Source organism: Nonomuraea sp. NPDC049625, from assembly GCF_040675285.1.
In the GTDB taxonomy this organism is placed as follows: domain Bacteria; phylum Actinomycetota; class Actinomycetes; order Streptosporangiales; family Streptosporangiaceae; genus Nonomuraea; species Nonomuraea angiospora_A.
In genome coordinates, this window is sequence record NZ_JBFAOQ010000001.1 from 386,439 (window position 1) to 409,139 (window position 22,701).

The 22,701-nt window shown below is 70.2% G+C and carries 16 protein-coding genes and 1 pseudogene; 8 read left to right on the forward strand and 9 right to left on the reverse strand.

Features of this window, described 5'->3' with window-relative positions:
• Positions 1 to 148: 148 nt before the first annotated feature.
• Positions 149 to 2,125 carry a beta-propeller domain-containing protein gene (locus AB0J87_RS02035; protein ID WP_363962233.1) on the reverse strand — a complete coding sequence of 659 codons (1,977 nt, stop codon included), beginning with the start codon at positions 2,123 to 2,125 and terminating at the stop codon, positions 149 to 151.
• Between the two features lie 31 nt (positions 2,126 to 2,156).
• Positions 2,157 to 4,472: a WD40 repeat domain-containing serine/threonine protein kinase gene (locus AB0J87_RS02040; protein WP_363962234.1), complete on the reverse strand. Its 2,316-nt coding sequence runs from the start codon at positions 4,470 to 4,472 to the stop codon at positions 2,157 to 2,159.
• A 73-nt stretch (positions 4,473 to 4,545) separates the two neighbouring features.
• Between AB0J87_RS02040 and AB0J87_RS02045 the strand changes: the two genes are divergently transcribed.
• The 4 genes from AB0J87_RS02045 to AB0J87_RS02060 all read left to right on the forward strand — a co-directional run bounded on the left by AB0J87_RS02045 (position 4,546) and on the right by AB0J87_RS02060 (position 8,511).
• A complete protein-coding gene (locus AB0J87_RS02045) occupies positions 4,546 to 6,051 on the forward strand; it encodes a succinic semialdehyde dehydrogenase (RefSeq protein WP_363962235.1) in 1,506 nt (501 codons plus the stop codon).
• 16 nt (positions 6,052 to 6,067) lie between these two features.
• Positions 6,068 to 6,652: a TetR/AcrR family transcriptional regulator gene (locus tag AB0J87_RS02050; RefSeq protein ID WP_355190318.1), complete on the forward strand. Its 585-nt coding sequence runs from the start codon at positions 6,068 to 6,070 to the stop codon at positions 6,650 to 6,652.
• A gap of 29 nt (positions 6,653 to 6,681) precedes the next feature.
• Positions 6,682 to 7,425, forward strand: a complete 744-nt coding sequence (locus AB0J87_RS02055) for an MBL fold metallo-hydrolase (protein ID WP_363962236.1) — start codon at positions 6,682 to 6,684, stop codon at positions 7,423 to 7,425.
• Positions 7,426 to 7,518: 93 nt separating this feature from the next.
• A complete protein-coding gene (locus tag AB0J87_RS02060) occupies positions 7,519 to 8,511 on the forward strand; it encodes a pyridoxal-phosphate dependent enzyme (protein WP_363962237.1) in 993 nt (330 codons plus the stop codon).
• Here the strand turns inward: AB0J87_RS02060 and AB0J87_RS02065 are convergent.
• A complete protein-coding gene (locus AB0J87_RS02065) occupies positions 8,492 to 9,235 on the reverse strand; it encodes an N-acetyltransferase (protein ID WP_363962238.1) in 744 nt (247 codons plus the stop codon). The two genes, AB0J87_RS02060 and AB0J87_RS02065, sit on opposite strands and share 20 nt — an antisense overlap.
• Before the next feature lie 79 nt (positions 9,236 to 9,314).
• On the opposite strand from AB0J87_RS02065, the gene AB0J87_RS02070 reads away from it, so the two are divergent.
• The gene (locus AB0J87_RS02070; RefSeq protein ID WP_363962239.1) at positions 9,315 to 10,808 is read left to right on the forward strand and encodes a DUF885 family protein; all 1,494 of its coding nucleotides are present in this window, start codon (positions 9,315 to 9,317) and stop codon (positions 10,806 to 10,808) included.
• Between the two features lie 66 nt (positions 10,809 to 10,874).
• On the forward strand, positions 10,875 to 11,696 hold the full coding sequence (locus AB0J87_RS02075) for an SDR family NAD(P)-dependent oxidoreductase (protein WP_363962240.1): 822 nt from the start codon (positions 10,875 to 10,877) through the stop codon (positions 11,694 to 11,696).
• On the opposite strand, the gene AB0J87_RS02080 is transcribed toward AB0J87_RS02075, so the two are convergent.
• Positions 11,687 to 12,637, reverse strand: coding sequence for a hypothetical protein (locus AB0J87_RS02080; RefSeq protein ID WP_363962241.1), 951 nt, complete (start codon positions 12,635 to 12,637; stop codon positions 11,687 to 11,689). The two genes, AB0J87_RS02075 and AB0J87_RS02080, sit on opposite strands and share 10 nt — an antisense overlap.
• Before the next feature lie 97 nt (positions 12,638 to 12,734).
• Between AB0J87_RS02080 and guaA the strand changes: the two genes are divergently transcribed.
• Complete coding sequence (gene guaA / locus AB0J87_RS02085; RefSeq protein ID WP_363962242.1) at positions 12,735 to 14,282, forward strand: glutamine-hydrolyzing GMP synthase; 1,548 nt, start codon at positions 12,735 to 12,737, stop codon at positions 14,280 to 14,282.
• A gap of 127 nt (positions 14,283 to 14,409) precedes the next feature.
• Positions 14,410 to 15,831 (forward strand): annotated as a pseudogene (locus AB0J87_RS02090) (IS1634 family transposase); the annotation flags it as partial.
• Positions 15,832 to 16,090: 259 nt separating this feature from the next.
• On the opposite strand, the gene AB0J87_RS02095 reads toward AB0J87_RS02090, so the two are convergent.
• From AB0J87_RS02095 to AB0J87_RS02115, 5 genes are all read right to left on the reverse strand, one after another.
• On the reverse strand, positions 16,091 to 16,573 hold the full coding sequence (locus tag AB0J87_RS02095) for an ATP-binding protein (RefSeq protein ID WP_363962243.1): 483 nt from the start codon (positions 16,571 to 16,573) through the stop codon (positions 16,091 to 16,093).
• 183 nt (positions 16,574 to 16,756) lie between these two features.
• On the reverse strand, positions 16,757 to 19,459 hold the full coding sequence (locus AB0J87_RS02100) for a hypothetical protein (RefSeq protein WP_363962244.1): 2,703 nt from the start codon (positions 19,457 to 19,459) through the stop codon (positions 16,757 to 16,759).
• A gap of 128 nt (positions 19,460 to 19,587) precedes the next feature.
• The gene (locus tag AB0J87_RS02105) at positions 19,588 to 20,541 is read right to left on the reverse strand and encodes a hypothetical protein (protein ID WP_363962245.1); all 954 of its coding nucleotides are present in this window, start codon (positions 20,539 to 20,541) and stop codon (positions 19,588 to 19,590) included.
• Between the two features lie 426 nt (positions 20,542 to 20,967).
• A complete protein-coding gene (locus tag AB0J87_RS02110) occupies positions 20,968 to 21,606 on the reverse strand; it encodes a protein-L-isoaspartate(D-aspartate) O-methyltransferase (RefSeq protein WP_363962246.1) in 639 nt (212 codons plus the stop codon).
• Positions 21,607 to 21,683: 77 nt separating this feature from the next.
• A partial coding sequence (locus AB0J87_RS02115) for a DUF1996 domain-containing protein (RefSeq protein WP_363962247.1) occupies positions 21,684 to 22,701 on the reverse strand: 1,018 nt, incomplete at its 5' end.

Sequence of the window (22,701 nt, forward strand, 5' to 3'; positions counted from 1 at the left end):
CGGACCCAGGAGACCCATGTCATGACAAATCCACTGAGTCCGACATTACATGGTTAGTAAAGTTTTCATCAGTTGTCGGGTCCTGTCCATCGAAAAAGGTGCCAATTTCATACGAAATCAGCACCTTTTCTTGGGTGGATTTTTGTGCTCAGCGGAGCGGGATCCAGGCCTGTTGCGCCAGCGTGGCGGCGTCGTTGACCTGCATGCCGTCGTACGAGAGCGTCCAGATCGAGTCGCCGATGACCAGCGCCCGCTCGATCCCGGCCTGGTACTCGTCCTTGGCCGGGTGCTTGATCATGCCCAGCTTCGTCACGCCCGAGTCGTCGATCTTCAGGACGAGCCCGCCCGACTCGCTCTGCTGGGTCAGCGGGATCACCGCCAGGCCGGTCTTGGGCCAGTACAGGAACGCGTGCGGGTCCCACTCGGCCGCCGAGCCCGAGTCCTTCTGGAACAGCTGCGACAGCCTGCGCGGGCCGGCCGGATCGCTCACGTCGAACAGCGACACCTGCGTGCCCAGCGTCCTGCCCTTCTCGCTGGCCTCCTGGCCGATGCCGATCAGCCGGCCCTCGGCGCCGGGGTGCAGGTACGCGGAGTAGCCGGTGATCTTCAGCTCGCCCGTCACCTTGGGCGCCGCCGCGTCGCGCAGGTCGAGCGTGTAGAGCGGGTCGACCTGCTTGAACGTGACGCAGTAGCCGACCGGGCCGATGAACCTGACCGAGTAGATCCGCTCGCCCTCGCCGAGGCCGCCGACCTCGCCGGTCTTGGCCATGGTGTCGGCCTTGAGCACGTACACGGCGCTGGAGCTGGTCTTGCCGTCCGGGGAGGTGAGCGTGGTGGCGACGCGCAGGTGGCCGTCGTACTCCGACAGCGAGTACTGGTTCAGCAGCCGGCCCGGGACCTTGCCCGAGGCCACGTAGGCGGGCGCGCCGGGCGAGCCGATGTCGAACCGGTGGACCTCGGTCTCCTCGGGCGGGATCGTCGGCTCCGGGCTGGGCGTCGGGGTGTCCGGCACCGGAGGGCTCGTGGGCGTGGGCTCCACGGCCGGGGCGGCGTCCCCGGAGGACGGTGCGGTCGTCGGGGTCTCCACCGCCGGTTCGCTGATCACCACCGGCATCCACCAGCGCGGGTTGCTGGCCACGTAGAGGCTGCTGCCGGTGCCGTACACGATGTCGCCGTCGGCCGCCAGGCTGATCGGGTCGGTGCCCGCGGTGGTCACGCCCTGCGCCAGGTCGATGGTGTGCACGGTCAGCAGCGAGGTGCCGGTGTAGTCGGCCGGGTGGCTGATCCGCTCGCACTTCACCGAGTCCTTCTTGACGGTGCCGGACGCGTCGGTGATCTCGATCTTGGGGAGCCAGGCGTCCGCCGGGGCCTGGCGGACCGCGGCCTGGTTGCGCTTGACGCGGTCGGCCTCGGAGACGTCGTCCTTGAACTCGGGGAAGGCGATGTCCGGCTGGCTGCGGGTGACCAGCCTGACCGTGGAGCCGACCATCCTGGCGTCCACGTACGAGCCCTGCGGCTTGATCGTGCTCAGCACCTTGGGCTTGCCCGACAGGTCGACCAGCACGTACCTGGTGTCGCCGGGCGGGGCGAAGCCGGCCATCCGCTTGTACATGATGTCGCCGCCGCGCATCAGCACCAGCGCGCGGTCGCCCGAGACGAGCAGGTCGGCGGGCACGCCGGGCCCGTTCTCGCCCTCCGTCAGCTTGAGCGAGCCGGTGACCTTCCTGGTGGCGGTGTCGATGATCCGCAGGACGCCGTCCTTGACGGTGATGACCCGGTCGCCGTCCGTCTTGACCACGTCGGGCTCGTCCACGCCGGTCTCGTGCACGTTCGTCGTGGAGTGCTCGGGGGTGCTCGTCTTGGCGTTCGCGGTGACCGAGCGGGCGGAGTCCTCCACGGCGGCGAAGGGCAGCACGTTGTCGAACCCCCACGGGGTGACGCGCTGGGCGGCGTGCTCGCGCAGCCCGGACAGCAGGTCGTCGCAGCCGGTGTAGGCCACCAGGCGGATCGCGCCGAGCGAGCTCATCCTGGGCTTCGGCGGCGCGCCCGCGGTCGTGGAGGTGCAGGCGACCGCGGCGGTCGCCAGCGCCGCGACGGTCGCGGCCGTGCGGATCAGCGTCTTCATGCCCTCATGACGGCTGCTCCGGGCGGATGGTTCAGGAGCCCTTGTTCGGGTTGACGGTGAAGACCGGGCTGAAATCGATCTCGTCGGGCACCGAGAGCAGCTTGCGCACGAGTTTCCCGGTGAAGTCGACCACCTGAACCTCGTCGTCGGCGCCGTTGTCCTGCTCCCAGCAGTAGAGATGGCTCTCGTCGTAGAAGCCGAGGACCTTGTCGCACTGGGAGGAGAACTTACGCAGGCGCTCGCCCGACCTGGTGTCCCAGATGCAGTGGTCGCCGTCTCCGCCGTTGGGGCAGTTGGTGACGAACGTCTTGCCCGAGGGCGAGAAGAGGTCCTGCGTGCCGGCGGACAGCGTGCCGATCTCGCTCGCCGAGCTCGTGGCCTTGCCCAGGGCGTTGAAGAAGCGCAGGCTGCGGTTCTTCTCGTCGCCGTAGACGTTCACCGCGCCGTCCTCGGTGCCGTCGAACCCGAAAGCCGTCTGGCGTACGGAGGTGTCGCTGACGTCGACCTGGGTGGCCTTCTTGGCGGCCACGTCCACCATGACGAAGCCCAGGTAGAGCCACTTGCTCCCGACCTTGCGCTCGGTGTTGAGCAGGATCTTCGAGCCGTCCCTCGACCACGCCCTGATGCTGCTGATCAGCGGCTCCTTGACGGTCTTGATCGTCGAACGGTCGCCGCTCTGCCGGTCGGTGAGGACGATGAAGTCGAAGTCGTCGGAGCTGTAGCTCCTGCCCCTTTCGGCGAGGTAGCGCCCGTCAGGGGAGACCATCGACTCCCAGTTGGCGGCGTACTTCGTGAACGAGCCGCGCAGCGACCCCCTGGCGTAGTCGATCCAGTCGTCCTTCTTCTTGTCGTAGATCTCGTAGGAGGTCAGCACGATCGCGTCGCCCGGGTCCTCGTAGAGGGAGATGTTCGCGCCGGGGAGCGTCTTCTTGACGCCCGGCCTCGGCACGGCCTGCTCGGTGGGGGCCGGGCTGGTGGTCGTCCTGCTCCTCGTCGAGGTCGTCGCCGGGGTTTTGGCCGGGCCGGCCAGCGTCGACGACTTGTCGGCCTGGATGTAGACGACCACGCCGGCGAGGATCAGCAGCGCGACCGCCACCGTGATGCCGGCGACCAGCGGCGCCCTGCTCTTCCTCGGCCGCTGCTCGCCCCAGCTCGGGTGCGTGGGCTGGCCGTAGCCTCCGGGAGGCTGCCACGGCGGCTGGGGGGACGGGGCGACGGAGCCGGTGTGCGGGATCGGGCCGGAGTGCCCGCCGGGCCCGTACGGGATGGGGCCCGACGGCGGGACCGGGTGCGGGACCGGGTGCGGACCCGACGCGGGCCCTGGCGGCGGCCCTGGCAGGGGCCCGGACATGGGCCCCGACGGCGGCCCGGAGTATGGGCCGGAGTGCGGCCCGGAGTGCGGGCCCGGGTGCGGGCCCGGCGGCCCTGACGGCGACGCGAAGGGCGACGGCGGCGCGGGGGCTGCCTCGGCGGCGGCCTGCGCGAGGAAGCCGGAGCCGGGCGCGGGCTGCGGCCCGGAGACGGGCGTGGCACCCGGCGCCGGGTGCCGCAGCAGCTGCATGATGACCTGCTCGGCCGTCGGCCGCTGCGCCGGGTCCTTGGACAGGCACGCGGCCACCACGTCACGCAGCTGCCCGTCGAGCATGCCCAGGTCGGGATGCTGGTTGAGGACGCGGTTGATCACCGCGGGCATCGTGTCGCTGCCGAACGGCGCCTGCCCGGAGGCGGCGAAGACCATCGCGCTCGCCCACGAGAACATGTCGGCCGCCGGGCCGACCGTGTGCCCCATGATCTGCTCGGGCGACATGTACGCCGGCGTGCCCACGACCATGCTGCTGATCGTGGAGGTGGCGTTCAGCGCCCTGGCGATGCCGAAGTCGATCACCCGGGGCCCGTCGGCGCCGATGATCACGTTGGCCGGCTTGAAGTCACGGTGGACGATGCCGGCCTGGTGGATGGCCGCCAGCGCGGTGGCGGTGCCGATGGCCAGGCGGTGCAGGACGGTGCCCGTACGCGGCCCGTCCTCCTGCACGACCCGGTGCAACGAGGGCCCCTCGATGAACTCGCTGACGATGTACGGCCGATCCTCCTCCATCCCGGTGCCGAGGACGGCGGCGGTGCAGAACGGCGCCACCTGCTGGGCCACCTGGACCTCGCGCATGAACCTCTCGGCGCTCACCTGGTCGCCCGACAGGTCGGGGCGCAGCCATTTGACGGCCACGCGGGAGTCATTGTGGCCTTGGGCGAGGTAGACGACGCCCTGACCGCCCTCACCGAGCCGGCCGAGGAGATCCAGGCCCCCCAGCCGCTGTGGATCTCCGGGGCGTAGCGGAGCGAAGGTTGCCATGTAGGGATTCTGTCGCTACGGCGCGAATCCGCAAAAACTACCCGTGGGTAGCCGGGCGGAATATCCTTCTGGCATGCACGTGACGTCCAGCGGTAGGACACGGCACATCATCGCCCCCTTCACCGGCGAAACCCTTGCTGAGCTGCCCGTCTCGGACGTCGGCGACGTCCGCAGGGCGTACGAGAAGGCCAGGGCCGCCCAGGACGAGTGGGCGCGCAGACCCGTGGCGGAGCGGGCGAGACCGTTCCTGCGGCTGCACGACGCGATCCTCGACCGGCGCGCCGAGATCCTCGACATCGTCCAGGACGAGACGGGCAAGGCCCGCAAGCACGCCTTCGAGGAGGTGCTCGACGTCGCGGGCTGCGCTCTCCACTACGCCCGCCGGGCGCCCGGCCTGCTCGCGCCGCGCGCCCGCAAGGGCGTCTTCCCCGGCGCCACCCGCGTCGTGGAGCTGCGCCGGCCCAAGGGCGTGGTCGCGCTGATCTCCCCGTGGAACTACCCGCTCGCGCTGGGCGTCACCGACGCGGTGCCCGCGCTGCTGGCCGGCAACGCGATCGTGCACAAGCCGGACACGCAGACCGCCCGGTCCACGCTGTGGACCATCGACCTGCTGGCCGAGCTGGGCATGCCGCGCGAGATCTGGCAGGTCGTGCTCGGCGAGCCGGCCGAGATCGGCGACGCGCTGCTGGACGACGCCGACTACGTGGCGTTCACGGGATCGACGCGCGGCGGCAGGAAGATCGCCGAGGAGGCGGCCAAGCGGCTCATCGGCTGCTCGCTGGAGCTCGGCGGCAAGAACCCCATGGTGGTGCTCGACGACGCCGACCTCGACGTGGCCGTCCAGGGGGCCATCCGGGCCTGCTTCACGAACGCCGGGCAGCTCTGCCTGTCGATCGAGCGCCTGTACGTGCACGCGTCCGTGTTCGACGCCTTCGCCGAGCGCTTCGTCGAGCAGGTCCGGGGCATGAAGCTGGGCGCGGGCCACGACTGGTCGGTGCAGATGGGCTCGCTCACCTCGCGGCGCCAGCTCGACACGGTCAGCGCGCACGTGGACGACGCCCTGGCCAAGGGCGCGAGGCTGCTGACCGGCGGCAGGGCCAGGCCCGACCTGGGCCCGCTGTTCTACGAGCCGACCGTGCTCACCGGCGTCGCCGAGGACATGGAGCTGTGCCGCAACGAGACCTTCGGGCCGGTGGTCGCGCTCTACCCGTTCACCTCCGAGGACGAGGTGGTAGAGCTGGCCAACGACACCATCTACGGCCTGAACGCCTCCATCTGGACCTCCAGCCTCCCGCGCGGCCGCGCGCTCGCAGCCCGCGTCAAGGCCGGCACGGTCAACATCAACGAGGGGTACGCCTCGGCCTACGCCTCCTACGACGCCCCCATGGGCGGTATGAAGGCGTCCGGGCTGGGCCGCCGGCACGGTTCCGAGGGCCTGCTGCGCTACACCGAGTCCAAGACCGTGGCCTCGCAGGCGGGCTGGCTGGGGTTCGAGCCGCCGTTCGGGCTGCCGTACGAGAAGTGGGCCGCCACCCTGGCCACCACGCTCAAGACGATGCGGCGGCTGCGCTTGAAGTGACGTCTACGCTGTAAACGTGAACGATCAGGGCACGGCCGGGCGCATCGTGGCCGTCGCGCGGCGGATCCTCCTGGAGGACGGCGCCGACGCGGTCAGCATGCGGCGCGTGGGCGACGCCGTGGGCATCACCGCCATGGCCATCTACCGCCACTACCCCAACCGGGACGCCCTGCTGCGCGCGGTCGCCGACCGCAGCGCCCGCGAGCTGGCCGAGTCATGGCGGCAGCGCTCTCCTTCGGGGACGTGGGACGAGCGGTGCATGGCCGCGCTGGACGACTTCCTCGACTTCGCGCTCGGGAGCCCGCATTTGTACCGGTTCCTGATCCTGGACGCCTGGGCGGGGGCGCGGCGCTTCCCGGAGGACTTCCGCGACGGGCAGGGGCCGCCGTTCAGCGTCGTCGCCGAGCTCGTGGAGGAGGGCATGCGTACCGGGCGGCTGCGCGAGGACGATCCCCTGGAGACGGCGATGACGATCACGTCGAGCGCGCAGGGGCTGGTCCAGCAGTACCTGAGCGGGCGGATCGGGATGGCCGAGGCCGACTTCCGCGCGCTCTGCCACCGGTCGACCGTGCGGATCATCAACGGGCTCGTCGTGGAATAAGCCGTCCTGGGCCGGTGTCGTTGACATCCATGGAGATTCGTTACCTCGGAGGGCCGACGGCGGTCCTGGAGATCGGCGGGGTGCGCCTGCTGACCGACCCCACGTTCGACGCGCCCGGCGACTACCCGATCGGGAACAGGACGCTCACGAAGACCGCGGGGCCCGCCTCCGGCGCGGCCGAGCTCGGGGCCGTGGACGCGGTGCTGCTCTCCCACGACCAGCACCCGGACAACCTCGACAGGGCCGGGCGGGACTACCTGGCGTCCGTTCCGCTGGTGCTCTCCACCGGGTCGGCGGCCGGGCGGCTGGGATCCTCCGTGCGGGCGCTGCCCAACTGGACGTCCGTCACGGTGGGCGACGGGCTGCGGGTGACCGGCGTCCCCGCCCAGCACGGGCCCGACGGGACCGAGCACCTGGTGGGCGAGGTGACCGGGTTCGTGCTCAGCGGTGACGGGCTGCCGACCGTCTACGTGAGCGGGGACAACGCCTCGCTGGAGGTCGTACGGGAGATCGCCGGGCGGTTCGGCCCCGTGGACGTGGCGCTGCTGTTCGCGGGCGGGGCGCGCACGCCGCTGGTCGACGGCTACCTGACGCTGACCAGCGACGACGCCGTGACGGCGGCCGAGATCCTGGGGGCCAGGCACGTGGTGCCGCTGCACTTCGAGCACTGGGCGCATTTCACGCAGGGGCGGGACACCGTGGAGAAGGCGTTCGCCGGGTTCGGCGACCGGCTCCGGCTGCTCGCTCCGGGAGAAACCACCGAGATCCCCTGACCGCGGCACCCGCATCCGCCCGCCGCCCGCCGGATCGGTCGGCTTGTGGCGAACGGCGCCGCCCGGCCCGCCCCGGCCTGGCAGGGTGGAGCCGTGAGCTGGAACGCGCGGGCCCTCGACGTGCTGGCGGCGGGGGAGCCCACCCCGCTGATCGACTTCCCGGTCCAGGCGCCCGGGATCAGGTTGCTGCTGAAGGACGAGTCCGCGCACCCGACCGGGAGCCTGCGGCACCGGCACGCCAGGGCGCTGTTCCGGCGGGCCGTCCTCGACGGGCTGGTCGGCGAGGGCACGACCGTGGTGGAGGCCACGGGCGGCAACGCGGCCGTCGCGCAGGCCTGGTTCGCCAGGCGGCTCGGGCTGCCGTACATCGTGGTCATGCCGGGCGAGCGCAGCCAGGCGCGGGCCAGGGCGGTGGAGGCGCTGGGCGGGGAGTGCAGGTTCGTGACGCCGCCACTGGCGATCTACGACGCGGCGCGCGGGATCCCGGGCCATTTCCTCGACCAGTTCGGCCGGGCGGCCGAGCACGACCTGGGGGAGGAGCTGTTCGCCCAGGTGCGGCCCGACTGGGTGGTGACGGGCGCGGGCACGGGTGCCACCTCCGCCACGCTCGGGCGGTGGGTACGCGAGCACGACGTGCCCTGCCGGGTCGCGGTGGCCGATCCCGATAATTCGGCATATTTCCCGGGTTGGACGCTCGACGTGTCCGACTACGCGACCGGGATGCCGTCGCGGATCGAGGGCATCGGGCGGCCCCGCGTCGAGCCGGGGTTCCGGCCCGATCTCGTCGACCTCGTCATCCCGGTGCCCGACGCCGCGAGCGTGGCGGCGGCCCGGCACCTCAGGGCGGTCACGGGGCTCGCGGTGGGCGGCTCGTCGGGCACGGCGCTCTGGGCGGCGCTGGAGCTGGTCGAGCGCATGCGGGCCAGGGGCGAGACCGGCACCGTGGTGTCGCTGGTCGGAGATGCTGCCGACCGGCATCTGGCGACCTGCCACGATGACGCGTGGGCCACCGCGAAGGGGCTGGACGCCGGGCAGTTCGCCGATGAGCTGCGGCGCCGGGTCGCGCTCAGGCCAGGGGGTGACTGACCCAGACGTTCGGCTCGACGTACACGGCGTGGTCCTGCTCCACGTCGCAGTGCACCAGGGTGAGCGCGCCGGGCACCTCCACCGGGCCAGGACGGTCGAACGGCAGGTCCGTCCACCGCCGCCACTCCGCCAGCGTGCCCGACACGACCATCGAGCGCGGCGCCACCTTGACGATCTTCCCGCCCACCCGCACGTGCACCCGTAACCAGGCGTCATGGGGCAGGCCGTCGGCGCGGGTCCTGAAGGCGTACTCGGCCATGGGGGTGCGCGGTTCGAGGTGCTTCCTGTTGGGCCTGACGGGCGCAACCAGCTCGCGGTAGCCGAGGCCGGCGGCGCGCTCGCGCATGGCCGCGAGCATCAGGTAGGAGAGCCCCGTCCCCTGGAGGTCGCGGCGGACGGAGATCTCCAGGGCGGAGATGCTGTCGGGCCGCTCGCCGCGCTCGCGGGCCAGCCAGCCGTACCTGATCACGCCGTCCCACCCGTCGTCCGGCAGTTCGGAGCCCCCGGAGAGGAACGGGATCATGCACGCCCGCGCCGCCAGCCGTCCCGGCTCCTCGTCGGAGTCGGCCACCAGCATGTAGTCGGCGTAGGTCGTGGTGGCGAACGGATAGAACAGGTCCGCCATCGGGTCCTCGAGCACGAAATCGTGCCACGTATGGTCCATCTCGAACAGCGACGACGCGAACTCGGGACGCTCCGCGAGCGTCGTGATCCGGAGGGCCATGAGAATCATTCTCACATTACGGCCGACCGCTACGCACTTGTATAAAACAGGGCGAAAGGTGTGCGCTAGCGTCGGCCGCATGACAGAACTTGACGCCAGGCTGCGAGCCATCACCGACCTGTTCGTGGCCGAGGCTCGCGAGGGCGGCGGCAGGCACGAGTACGACGGCCGGATCCAGGACCTCTCGCCCGCGGGCGTGCGGTCCGGTCTGGCGCGACTCGGCGAGGGGCCGCTGCCCGCGGACGCGCATGACGCCGAGCACCTACAGGTGTTCGAGGAGAGCCTGCGCACTCAGTTCGGCGAGCTGGAGCTGCATCGCAAGAACCCGCTGATCCATCTCTCGAACCTCGACCTCGCCTGCTACGACCGCGACTACGCCCCCGAGGAGGAGCGCGAGGCGGCCAAGGCGGCCCACCTCGCGCTCTGGCCCGAGGCGGTGGACCAGGCGCTCGCCTCGCTCGACCAGGTCCCGGCCCCCGTCGCGCAGTCCCTGCTCGCCGCGACCAGGGGACTGTCCGCCGGGGTCACCGACGAGGCCGCGCTCAAGGCGCACAGCCTGCTCGTGGCCCACGTCGAGCGGGCCGCGGCAGAGGGCGACCCCGACGCGGCGCTCGGCGGCGAGGCGCTGGCCAGGCTCATGGGCACGGCCGAAGGGCTGCCCGTCGACCTGGGCAGGCTCGCCGAGCGCGCCGACGCCGAGCGGGACCGGCTGATGGGCCTGCTCGCCGAGTCCTGCGCCAAGCTGGGGGAGCGGGACCGGGCGCCGCTGGACGTCGTACGGGAGCTGGTCAAGGACCACCCCGACCCCGACGGGGTCATCGAGGCGGCGCGGATCGGCACCGAGAAGGCCATCGCGTTCACCCGCGAGAAGGACCTCGTGCCCTACCACGACGGCGAGTGCCTGGTGGGGCTGGCGCCCGAGTCGCGGCGCTGGGCGATGGCCATGATGGCGTGGAACTCGCCCGGCGAGCCCGAGGGCCCGTCCTGGTACTACATCACGCCGCCGGACCCGTCCTGGCCGGAGCAGGACCAGGAGGAGTGGCTGGAGGTCTTCAGCAACGCGACGCTGCCGGCGATCAACGTGCACGAGGTCGCGCCCGGGCACTTCTCGCACGCCCGCGCGCTGCGGCGGGCGAAGTCGGACGTGCGCCGGCTCCTGCAGTCCCTCGCGTTCATCGAAGGGTGGGCGCACTACGCCGAGGAACTGTGCGTGGAGGAGGGCTTCGAGCCGGACGACCCGCGGTTCGAGATCGGCGTCTGGGTGGAGGCGCTGCTCCGCGTCACCCGGCTGGCCTGCGCGATCGGCGTGCACACCGGGCAGATGACGGTCGAGGAGGGCGCCAGGCGCTTCGAGTCCGACACGCACCTGGCCGGGCCGGCCGCGCTCTCGGAGGCCAGGCGGGCGACGTTCGACCCGACGTACGGGCGTTACACCTGGGGCAAGCTGCTCATCCTCGACCTGCGGGAGCGGGCGCGGGCGGAGTGGGGCGCGGACTTCAGCCTGCAGCGCTACCACAAGGCCCTGTTCGACCTCGGCTCGCCGCCCCTGGGCCTGATCGACCGCATCCTCTAGATCGCCCCCTCCCTTCTCAGGAAGGGAGGAGGTAGCGTCGGTCGCGAGCGAGGGGAGGATGATCCTGTGCGGGAGCTCTCCGGCAAGGTCGCCGTGGTGACCGGCGCGGCCAGCGGCATCGGGCGGGCGCTGGCGCTCAGGTTCGCGGCCGAGGGCATGGCGCTGATGCTCGCCGACGTCGATCCCGGCGGCCTCGCCGAGACGGCCTACCAGGCAGGCGACGGCAAGGTGCTCACGCAGGTCACCGACGTCTCCGACGCGGCGGCCGTACGGCACCTGGCCAACCGCTGCTTCGGCGAGTTCGGCGCCGTGCACGTCCTCTGCAACAACGCCGGCGTCTTCCAGGGCGGCCGCATGTGGACCCGCGGCGAGGAGGACTTCGCCTGGCTGCTGGGCGTGAACCTGTGGGGCGTGCTCCACGGCATCCACGAGTTCGTCCCGCGCATGATCGAGCAGGACACCGAGGGGCACATCGTCAACACGGTGTCGGTGGCCGGGCTGTTCACCACGCCGGGATCGGGCGGGTACGCGGTCACCAAGTACGCCGCCATGGCCGCGTCCCAGGCCCTCGCCGAAGACCTGGCCGCCACGGGCGCCAAACTTCGGGTGACCGCGCTCTGCCCCGGCGCGGTCAGGACCCGCATCGCCGACTCCGAGCGCGTACGCCCGGCCGGTCTGGTCGCCACCCCCACCCAGGACGAGGCGGACGCGCGGGAATGGGTCGGCCGGGCGGCCGAGCGCGGCATCGAGCCGGCCGAGGTGGCCGGCCTGGTCGTGGCGGCCATCCGCGAGGAGCGGTTCCTGGTGCTGACCGATCCCCGGTACGCCGCCCGGCTGCGCCTGCAGACCGAGACCCTGCTCACCGGGAACCTGCCGCCCTACCAGTGACGTTCGTGCGCCAGCACCCGCACCACCGTGCCGCTGTGCGGCCTGACCAGCAGCCGGACGTGGTCGCCGGGCAGCACGTCCTGGTAGAGGCCCTGCGTGACCAGGAACGACCTGGCCTTCTCCGAGCTGCCGTCGTGCACGGCCACGTAGTAGGCGCACCTGCCGCTCGTCGTCTCGTGATCCGGGTCGGCGACGGCCCAGTGCTTGACGACGTAACCGGAGACCTCCTGCCGCTTGGGGCCGGACGCGGCTGACCCGGGCGGCTCGATCTCGTCGCCGTGCCAGCCGCTGCCCGTGAAGATCCACTCCTGCCCGGGATCCGTCGGCTCGGCGTCCGGCCCGGCGATCTCCCGCCCGGCCGGGGTCAGCAGGAACCCCCGCCCCGCCATGAGCAGCCCCACCCCGGCCACGAACGACACCATCGTCGCGATCATCCCCGGCCACGACAGCCCGGCCGCGGAGATGGTGGCGTACCAGGGGATGAACAGCCCGGCGGCCAGGAGCACCGGAACGATCATGGTCGGCCAGCGCCGCCGCGCCAGGCCCAGGTCGATCGCGGTCTGCCGGGCCAGCGGGACCAGGCCGCCGTCCAGCTCGGCCCCTTCGGGCATGACCGCCATCACGGGCGCGTACGGCCGGCCCGCCAGGCGGGCGGCCACCCGTTCCAGGACCCATCGCTCGTACGGGAGGAGCGGCTCCTGCCTCAGGGGCGCCAGCGAGAGACGATCGTCCTCGATCGTCAGCCACCCGCGCCCGGCCAGCTCGAACAGCGCCGAGTGGAACACCTCCTGGGCCCGCATGCCGCGTAACAGCTCGACCACGGCCGGTGGCGTCTCGTGTCGCGGCGCCCGTCGCGGGCGGTCGCGGCTGGACACCTTGAAGGCGGCGGCCAGCGTGGCGGCCCACAGGGCCCACGCGGTCACCGGCCAGACAAGATCCATTGTTCTGTGTTAGCACGAGTGCCGGTGGCAGGCCAGGCGTAATGCACAAGGCCGATAGACTGTAGTCACCGCATTTCGCCTTTGGGGGGTTCTCACGGTGTCTGAATTCGACACAGTGCTGGTGGTCGACTTCGGCGCACAGTACGCGCAGCTCATCGCCAGGCGTGTGCGCGAGTGCCACGTCTATTCCGAGATCGTGCCTTCGACCATGCCGGTCGAGGAGATGATGGCCAAGAACCCCAAGGCGATCATCCTGTCCGGCGGCCCTTCCTCGGTCTATGCCGAAGGCGCTCCGCCGGTGCCGCACGGGCTGTTCGAGACGGGTGTGCCCACGTTCGGCATCTGCTACGGCTTCCAGGCCATGGCGCAGGCGCTGGGCGGCGAGGTGGCCCGCACGGGCGTGGCCGAGTACGGCGGCACCGCGCTGGAGGTGCTCGACGAGGGTGTGATCTTCGCCGGGCTGCCGGACGCCCAGACGGTCTGGATGTCACACGGTGACAGCGTCGCCGCCGCCCCCGAGGGCTTCACGGTGACCGCCTCGACGAGCGAGACCCCGGTCGCCGCCTTCGAGCACCCTGAACGCGGCCTCTACGGCGTGCAGTTCCACCCGGAGGTGCTCCACTCCGAGCACGGCCAGGTGGTCCTCAAGCACTTCCTCGACGCCGCCGGCTGCCGCCCGTCGTGGACCATGCTCAACATCGTCGAAGACTCCATCGACGCCGTGCGCCGCCAGGTCGGCGACGGCCGCGCGATCTGCGCCCTGTCCGGCGGTGTCGACTCCGCGGTGGCCGCCGCGATCGTCCAGCGCGCCATCGGCGACCGGTTGACCTGCGTCTTCGTCGACCACGGCCTGCTGCGCAAGGGCGAGGCCGAGCAGGTGGAGCGCGACTTCGTGGCCGTCACGGGCGTGAAGTTGCGCGTCGTGGACGCCGCCGACCGCTTCCTGAAGGCGCTGGAGGGCGTCTCCGACCCGGAGGAGAAGCGGAAGATCATCGGCCGCGAGTTCATCCGCGTCTTCGAGGACGAGCAGCGCGCCATCATGGCCGACGGGCCGGTGGAGTTCCTGGTGCAGGGCACGCTCTACCCCGACGTGGTGGAGTCGGGCGGCGGCACCGGCACCGCCAACATCAAGTCCCACCACAATGTCGGCGGCCTGCCCGACGACCTCCAGTTCAAGCTGGTCGAGCCGCTGCGCGCGCTCTTCAAGGACGAGGTGCGCCGGGCCGGCGAGGAGCTTGGGCTCCCGTCCGCCATGGTCTGGCGCCAGCCCTTCCCGGGCCCCGGCCTCGGGATCCGCATCGTGGGCGAGGTCACCCGCGAGCGCCTGGACCTGCTGCGCGAGGCCGACGCGATCGCCCGCGAGGAGCTGTCCCGGGCCGGCCTCGACCGGCAGATCTGGCAGTGCCCCGTGGTGCTGCTGGCCGACGTGCGGTCGGTGGGGGTGCAGGGGGACGGGCGCACGTACGGGCACCCGGTGGTGCTGCGACCGGTGACGTCCGAGGACGCGATGACGGCTGACTGGGCGCGGGTGCCTTACGACGTGCTCTCGCGCATCTCGACCCGGATCACCAACGAGGTTCGGGAAGTCAACCGGGTGGTGCTCGACGTGACGAGCAAGCCTCCGGGCACCATCGAGTGGGAGTAGTCCGCTAGCCCCGTTTTCCGTACGTGAGGTTGTTTGAAGATCGCCAGGTTGCTGTGGTGATCGTTATCGCGGTATGACCTGGCTGGTGAGACAGCGTGCGCAGTGGGGCCAGGCCAGTATCGAGAAGATGCTCGGAGCATTGCCAGTCATCGCCGGGTTCTGCTCGCGGTTACGGATCAGGGAGTTGGTGGACGCAGCCTGCCCGGTGCGCGATACCGCGGAGCTGACCCATGGGCAGGTGATCGAGGTGCTGGTGGCCAACCGGCTCACCTCGCCCGCCCCGCTGGTGCATGTCCAGGACTGGGCGCGCGGGTGGGCAGTGAGCGAGGCATTCGGGGTCGAGCCCGGCCTGCTCAATGATGATCGGATCGGGCGCGCTCTGGATGCCATCGCTCCGCACCTGGACCAGGTGGCCGGGTCGGTCGGGCTGGCCGCGATCGAGGCGTTCGGCATCGATGTGGCCCGGCTGCACTGGGATATGACCTCGATCTCGTTGCACGGCGACTACGACGATGCCGAGCCCGGCTACCCGCGGCCGCGGTTCGGTCACCCCAAGGACCGGCGGCCGGATCTGAAGCAGGTCCAGGCCGGGATCGCGGTCAGCAGTGACGGCGCGATCCCGGTCTTTCACCGCGCCTATGACGGCGCGGCCGGTGAAGTCGGGCAGGTCATCGGCGCGATGCAGGGCTTGCAGAAGCTGGCCGGCCCGCAGCAGATGCTGATGATCGGTGATTCCAAGCTGATCTCGTATGCGAATCTGGCCGCCATGGACGGTGCGGCTGTGTCCTTCATCGCGCCGGCTTCCAAGCTCTACGTCAGCGCCGAGACCCTGGCCGGTCTGGACCTGGCCACGGCACAGGCGGTGGACTACGTTGCCGCCCGGGACGCCGGCAAACCCGCCGACCGGCGTGGCGTCTGGCACGTGCGCGAGGACGTCATGACGCTGGCCGGACCGCGCAAGAAGGACCCGGTGCTGAGGCTGCGCAGGGTGTTCGTACACTCCTCGGCCCGCGCCCAGGCGGCTGAGGCCGCCCGGGCCAAGAAGCTCGCGCGGGCCCGCGACGACCTGGCCCGGTTGGAACGCGGCCTGGGCAGCCGCCACTACCCCGATGAGCAGGCCGTCGCCGACCGGATCACCGCGATCGGCCGCACCCGCCGGGTGGCTGCTTACCTGAGCGCTGAGACCGGCACCGACCCGAGCACTGGCAAACCCATCTTGAGCTGGCACTTCGACCAGCAGGTGCTGGATGCCGAAGCCGCTACCGACGGCTGGTACGCCCTGCTGACCAACCTGCCCGCTGAGGCTGCCGATGCCGAACGGGTGCTGCGCCACTACAAAGGCCAGGAAGCCGTCGAGCGCCGCTATCAGGTCTTCAAGGGCCCGCTGGCCGTCACCAGCCTGTATCTGAAGAACAACCGCCGCATCAGCGCGCTGATCACCGTCATCTGCCTGGCCCTGCTCATCTTCTGCCTGATCGAACGCCAGGTCCGCCAGGCGCTCGCCGTCCGCGGCCAGGCCAAAGTCGACGGGTTGTACGCCGGACGACCGGCCGTCCCCACCGGCAAGCTCGTCCTGGACGCGTTGGCCGGCATCCGGCTGATCCGGGCACCGGCCAGTCACCCCCGACCATCCCGCAACCCACCGATCTCCAACTCGATCTCCTGGACCTCCTCGACATCGATCCACGAGACCTCCGCTGAAGATCACTCACATGCGGAAAACGGGGCTAGCTGGGCTGGGGCGGGAGAGCTCGGGGCTCACGGGGCGATCGGGGCTTTTCGGGCCTGGGTGGTTCTGGGTGCGGGGCTCAGGCGGCGACCGGGGCGAGGGCGCCGATGGGGGCGTCGGTCTCGGCGTGGGCGAACACCGGCAGCTCGAACCAGATGGCCTTGCCGCGCGCCGTACGCTCGCCGCCCCAGCAGCAGGACAGCATGTCGACGAGGAACAGCCCGCGTCCGCTCTCCGCGTCCGCGTCGACGATCAGCATGTGCGGCAGGTCGGGGTTCTCGTCCTCGACCTCGCAGCGCAGCAGGCCCTCCTCGGCGGAGAAGCTGAGACGGACCGGCCCGTACGCGTGCTCCAGCGCGTTGCCGACCAGCTCGCTGACGAGCAGCTCCGCGGCCTCCACCTGGTCGTCGAGACCCCAGGCGGCGAGCTTGTCACGGGTCAGCCGGCGGGCATCGCACACCGAGCCGAGGTCAGGCGAGAGCCACCACGAGGCCGTGCGGCACGTGGTCTGGCGGCGGCCGGTGACCGCGGTCAGGATGCTGCTCATCAGAAGCCTGTTCATGTCCTACCCCGAGTGGGTCCTCTTCCTTGCCTCTCGTTCAGTGAGCCTGGGTTGCTCACACCATCGAGAATGCCTCAGTGAGGTGCCGCAAGAAGAGGTGAAAACTCCCCGTATAGGTACCTATTTCACGTACGTAGGCAGCCCGCGGCGGGGACTGGGGATGCTTTCTGATGCGAGGGTGCCCTATGGGGTGGTCTGGGGTACGACGCAGTTGCTGTTCGGGGGCTTCCCCTCCGGCCAGGCGACGCCCTTGAACGTCAGCTTTCCCGAGGCCGGGTCCAGGCGGACGACCGGGAGGGCCTTGTCGTACGGGTTGCCCGCGCCGGTCAGGCAGATCAAGCCGCTCGCGCCCTGGATCCGGTAGGCGGCGTGCAGGTCGGCGAGAACGTCCTTGACGTCCTGCCGGGAAGGGACCTCCGTGGGGCTGATCGCGACGGCTTTGGCCAGGGCCCGGTGGGCGGTCAGGATCACGTCGTGGGTGATGATCGTACGCCCGTCCTCGAGCGCCACAGGGCCGATCTTGGCGGTGGCGATGAGGTGCTGGAGCCGGGCCAGGGACTCCTGCGGCTCGGCGAGATAGCGCGGGAGGTCTTCCCGCTTCGGCTTGGAGCCTTTGCGGGTGTTCTCCCGCCACCACTTCTCCACCTCGACGTTCCAGGCGGCGGGGTGGGCCGGGGCGGCGTACTCGACGGACACGGACGGTCTGCCGCCGCCCGGGTCGCCCCGGATGAGTTCGAGATCCTCGGCGTCCAGGCGGCTGTCGAGCGTCGTCGCGTCGGAGCCGGTGATCACCGTGTAGGACTTCTTGCCGGCGCAGTAGGTGTTCGCCAGCGTCTTGACGAAGAGCTTCAGATGGAAGGCCCGGCCGGCGAAATAGATGAAACGGGCGTTCGACTGGCAGATGTTCAAGGCGAAGTCCTGGAACCGGTTCGGCGTGCGGCCGGGCTCCTCAAGGCCGGGTGACTCGTACGTCATGTCCTGGACCCCGGTGCCCTTCTTGCCCTTTCTGGCCTCGGTGAAGGCGTCGCGCAGCGACTTGTCGTAGTTGTCCAGGGGCCGGGTGTCCGCGACGAGCGCGCTCTCGGCGCCCGCCAGCTTCGGGTCGGACTTGAGCAGCGCCTCGGCCTGCTCTTTGGTGGTCGAGACCACGCGGGCCAGGCCGGGGAACGGATCCCGGCTCCGGTCCTGGGTCTCCGGGTTGGCGAAATCAGATGAGGTGACCAGGCTTGCGACGACGGGGATCCCCAGGTCCTTCGTCAGGTGGTGCATCGCGTTCCACGTGTTGGTCAGGCTGAGGTTGAACCCGGCGACGACGCGGAGCTGCGGTTCCCTCTCGTTGAGGTAATCCACGGTCTTCTGCCAGTACCCGTAGTCGCGGCCGGGGTTGGCGAGGACGAGGCGGATCGGGGGCTTCGCGGCGTCGGGGGTGTTGGCCTGCAGCTGGGCCAGATAGGCGCCCTGCACCTCGCTCAGGATCTGCTTGCGCACGGCCGGGATGTCCGACTGCATGGGGATCATCAACGCCACGGTGGCGTACGGTTTCGCCGCGATCCGATTGTTCTCCGCCTCGATGCGCGCGAAGACCTCCGGCATGCCGTCGAGATCCGGCATGAGCACGCCTGTGCCGTCCGACACGCCGATGCAGTCGCGGCCCATCACCACGAGCCCTTCCCCGCAGCTCGCCGGCTCCGGCGGCGGGAGGATCACCGTGTACGCGACGAAACCCAGGACGCCCGCGAGAGCGAACATCTCGGTGGCGAGGGTCAGCGGTCCCGGCCCCCTGCGGGGCGGTTTCGGCGCCGGACCCGATCCCAGGGTGACCGGCAGCAGCCGGCTGGGCACCGGCTCGGCGCCGCCGGCGATGATGTTCTCGATGGCCTCTTTCCGCCGTGCGAACAGCGCCGGAATCTCCTTGGCGAGTTCGCCAGGAGAGACGGGCGGATTGGCCCCTCTCGCGACCGGCGCCTCACCCCGCGCCGAGGTCGCCACGACCACGGGATAGACGCGCAGGCCGCGGGATCCGTGATCGTACGCGGCGAGGAGCGCGTCTCTGATCTTCCGCCGTGCCGGGACGAGGTCGACGTCGGGCAGGAGAATGACGGGACGGCGCACCCGGTTGAGCCGGCGGAAAAGCCCGTGGTGCGCGTTGATATCCGCCAGCAGGGCTTTGACGAGCAGGAGCTCTTTTTCGTCGATGTTGTTCTTGGACGGCTCGATCAGCAGCCGGCGCAGTTCCCTGACGAGCTCCTCGGTGGTCCCCAGCGGCCGTCTGAACGCCTTCTTCCGGTACCAGCGCAGGGTCCAGTGGGCACGGACCTGGAAGGCGCCGAATATGCCGATCACCAGGCCGACAATGCCGCTCGCCAGGTTTCCGAGGTAGGAGTTGGTGACGACCTTCTTGATCGCCTTGCGGACCTCCCGCAGGTTCTTCTGCCGTGCCTTGTCGATCGCCTCCTTGACCTTCTCCTCCAGCTCGGCGTCCAGTTCGCCCAGCTCGGCGAGGCGCTTCTGCTCCGGGTCGCGGAGATTCCAGTTCGCCAGCGCGTACGCGGCCTCGAAGCGGGGGAAGACGAGGGGGAGCCGGTAGGCAGGACGCGAGAACCTGTGCGCGACGGCCCGCAATTCCGCCGCGAACTGCGACAGGTCGGCGTTCGGCGGGGTTGTGCACGGCTCGTTGATCGGCAGGACGCTCGAATACTCTTCGTAGTACTCCGCGGGCCACGATCGAATGGCCTCGAGGTCGGCCGCGTGATAGTCCGAGGGCTCGCACTGAAGGACCAAAGGCCCGGTCCGGCGGCCGAAACGGACCTTCCTTCGGCGGAACCGACGGAGGATCACCAGCTCCGCCAGCGCCGCGTTCAGGTGCTGAGCCACCTCGGCCCCCATCGTCGTCATCCCTGCGCCAGCGAGTGGGTTGGACTTTAACCGGTCGTGACCACGTCGTAACTGGATTTGGAGAAATGCCGAGGTCCTGTACGGCGGCGCCCGCCGTACAGGACGAGGGTTATGCGGGGTCAGTTGGCTTTCTTGTCCTTGTCGGCGAGCGTGCCGCAGGTGAAGCCCTTTTCCCGGTCGGGATCGAGCTGGATGTCGATCAGGATCGTGCTCTCCGAGAACTTGCGGAAGGTCATCAGCTTGTCGCAGTCGTAGAAGGCGTATCCGCCCTCGAACTCGCCCAGCAGCATCATCCAGCGCCCGTCGTAGAGCGTCTTGCCGCTGCTGTCCTGGAGCCTGGCCCACTGGTCCTGGAAGCCGAGGCTGTCGAGCAGTGCGTTGGCCTGCCCGGTCTCCTGCACCTGCACGGCGCCGAAGACCATCTGGATGATGAGCGCGTATCCCAGCCCGACCCCCGTGAAGGCCCCGATCAGGACCTTCATCCCGGCGCGGCCGATCGACTTGCGGCGCAGCAGGCGGAAGGGCACCACGTAGGCCAGGAAGCCCAGCAGGATCGCGAAGACGACCTCACCACCCCCCAGGTGCTCTTCCACCGCGGTGTACACGTAATAGAGGAATCCCATGTAGGACAGACCGGCCCAGACCGCGGCGATCACGGCGACGATCCACGGGCGCTTCCGGACGGCCTGGAACAGGCGGCCGGCCCAGCCGCGGGTGATGAGGTTGAGCAGCCAGCCCAGGCTGATGAGCAGGCCGATACAGGAGGCGGCGATCAGCGTCAGCGGCAGCAGGGAGCCCAGGAGCCGCCCGAAGAGCACGGACTGGTCTATGCCGGCCTGCTCGGGCGTGATGCCGAAGACGCTGTACATCTCCTTGAAGCCCATGTACAGCAGCGCGTACAGCGTGACACCGGCCGGGACCACCACCGAGCCGATCTTCTCGAGTACGTCGAGGACGCCGCCGCTGTCCTCTTCGCCCTCTGCCGGCGCCTTGACGGTCTCGGCCGGGGGAGCGTCCGGTGTCGCCGGCTGAGCCGGAAGCGGCTGATCTAACGGGTAAGACTGATAAGTCATGATAAATCGGAATCCATGCCTGTTTGACGGAGTACGGGAGCAATTGCAAGATCATTGGCCGCTTGAGGGCAGTGCGGATTGACCCCATCCCGATCGCCCTAATGGCGATCCAGCACAAAGCCCTCAAAGCGGGCGGGCCAGGATCTCGGCAAGAGTAGGGGGACGCGGCGACGCCGCAGTCGTCACTTCAACTTCATCGAAATGTTCCCCTGATCTTCGCTGATCGTCCGAGGTCGCCGCCTCGGCGGCGGCGCTCAGCCCCATACCGTAGCGGTCGAGGCGGCACAGCCGCGACAGAACCCCCTTGATGCCGATATGTGGCTGTAAGCCGCCCGAAGCTGCCACAAGTGCGCGGCGTTTTCACTGACTCGCACATTTACCTGACCGGTCCTATGGTCAGTCGGAGTCATTCGTGTCATCACGTATTCACCGGCCGGGTGTGTCGTCCGCGTGTTCGCCGATCAGGGGGACGAACCGGGCGGGTGTCAGCAGGCGCTCCTGGACCAGGCGGTCGTGCCGCTTGCCGAAGAGCACGACGGTCTCGTCCAGCTCCTCGTGGATCGGCATGACCAGCCGTCCGCCCTCGGCGAGCTGCTCGACGAGCGGGGCGGGCACCGTCCGGGCCGTGGCGGACACGACGACGGCGTCGAAGGGCGCGTGCTCGGGCAGTCCGGCGGTGCCGTCGCCCACCAGTACCTCGGCGCCGGTCACCCCGGCCCAGGCGAGGTTGGCCCGCGCGTGCCGGGCCAGGTCGGCGTGGCGTTCCATCGAGTACACCCGGCGGGCCAGGCGGGCGAGCAGGGCGGTCTGGTAGCCGTACCCGGTGCCGATCTCCAGGACCGTCTCCGTGCCCGACAGCCGCAGCGCGTCGATCATCTGCGCGATCAGGGACGGCTGCGAGGTGGGCTGGCCGTGGCCGATCGGGATCGGTTCGTCGAAAGGGGCGCGGTCGGCGTAACGCGGCGGCACGAACCGGTCGCGCGGTGTGGTGGCGAGGGCCGCCAGCAGCCGGGGATCTTCCACCCCGGCCCACTGGGCGGCCTTCACCAGCGTCTCGAACTCCATCGGCGGTCACCCGCCGACGTGCTGCTCCGAGCCATGCCCACCTGCTTCCCCACAGGCCGGGCTCGATGCTGTCGGTGTCAGCAGTTCTTGCCGCTGTTGACGCAGCGGACGATGGCGTTCATGAGCCTGTGCGACATCACGCCGATGGCGCCGGCGTGGTCGGTGCTCGGGTCGTTCTGCTCGCTCGCGGGTCCGTCCACCGCGAAGGGGACGTCTCCTGAGGTGGGCACGTCGTCGTAGGTGAGCGTCATCCGGAGCTGCGGCACGGCCTCGGTGCCGCTGGGGCAGGCGCCGGTCTCGTCAGGGAAGACGAGGTGCGTGCGGTGGTCGGCGCTGTCGAGGTTCTGACCGTCCCAGCAGCTGGGCATGTCGAAGACGCGGACCAGGTCGCTGCCGGAGGGGCAGATCGGATACTTGTCGGTCAGCCGGTCGGTGAAGCCCGTGCAGGTGAACGTCGGGCGGGCGTTCTCAGCGCCGTTGCTGGCCGCCCTGGCGTCGCCGGAGATCATCCTGAGGAACCGCGGCGCCGCCGTCACCTCCGAGGTGAGGTTCCCGCGGTACTCGAGCTTCGCAGACGTCGGCTGTACGGGGGTTCCGACGTTGTTCGTGTCGTCCCCGGCCGCGGATTCGTCGTCGGATCCGCGTACGCGCAGGGTCGGCCAGAAGTAGGCGGATCGGTCGTCGCTGGTGCGGCAGGTGGTGTCCGCGGCGGCCAGGCTCTCGTTGGTCGAGAACGCGTCCGTGGACATGTTGCCCACGTAGTCCTGCCTGAGCTGGGCCCCGTCCGACATGCCCGGAGCGAGGATGAGGTTGTCGGTGTTGGAGTGACCGTCGCGGTTCGTACCGCATCGGGAGGCGTACGTGCCCGTTGAGGCGTTCTCGCCTGCCTCTGGCTGCTCCGCCTTGGGGACGTCACGGATGTCGACGTAGTCGTCGGCCGTGGGCCCGGCGTCCGCCGAGTTCTGGGCGTCGTCGAGCGAGCAGGTGGCGAGTTCGTCGAGGCCGGTGGGGCGTTCTGCGACGCGTCCGATGGCTATGGAGATGCGGTCGATGGCGGCGGCGCGTTTGTCGGCGAGTGGGCCGAGGATGGCGTTG

Excerpts from the sequence above, each read along its gene's own strand:
- AB0J87_RS02105 (WP_363962245.1), bottom strand. The coding sequence starts at position 20,541 with ATGACTTATCAGTCTTACCCGTTAGATCAGCCGCTTCCGGCTCAGCCG.
- AB0J87_RS02035 (WP_363962233.1), bottom strand. The coding sequence starts at position 2,125 with ATGAAGACGCTGATCCGCACGGCCGCGACCGTCGCGGCGCTGGCGACC.
- AB0J87_RS02100 (WP_363962244.1), bottom strand. The coding sequence starts at position 19,459 with ATGGGGGCCGAGGTGGCTCAGCACCTGAACGCGGCGCTGGCGGAGCTG.
- AB0J87_RS02080 (WP_363962241.1), bottom strand. The coding sequence starts at position 12,637 with ATGGATCTTGTCTGGCCGGTGACCGCGTGGGCCCTGTGGGCCGCCACG.
- AB0J87_RS02045 (WP_363962235.1), top strand. The coding sequence starts at position 4,546 with ATGCACGTGACGTCCAGCGGTAGGACACGGCACATCATCGCCCCCTTC.
- AB0J87_RS02070 (WP_363962239.1), top strand. The coding sequence starts at position 9,315 with ATGACAGAACTTGACGCCAGGCTGCGAGCCATCACCGACCTGTTCGTG.
- AB0J87_RS02040 (WP_363962234.1), bottom strand. The coding sequence starts at position 4,472 with ATGGCAACCTTCGCTCCGCTACGCCCCGGAGATCCACAGCGGCTGGGG.
- AB0J87_RS02095 (WP_363962243.1), bottom strand. The coding sequence starts at position 16,573 with ATGAACAGGCTTCTGATGAGCAGCATCCTGACCGCGGTCACCGGCCGC.
- AB0J87_RS02110 (WP_363962246.1), bottom strand. The coding sequence starts at position 21,606 with ATGGAGTTCGAGACGCTGGTGAAGGCCGCCCAGTGGGCCGGGGTGGAA.
- AB0J87_RS02065 (WP_363962238.1), bottom strand. The coding sequence starts at position 9,235 with ATGGCCCTCCGGATCACGACGCTCGCGGAGCGTCCCGAGTTCGCGTCG.
- AB0J87_RS02055 (WP_363962236.1), top strand. The coding sequence starts at position 6,682 with ATGGAGATTCGTTACCTCGGAGGGCCGACGGCGGTCCTGGAGATCGGC.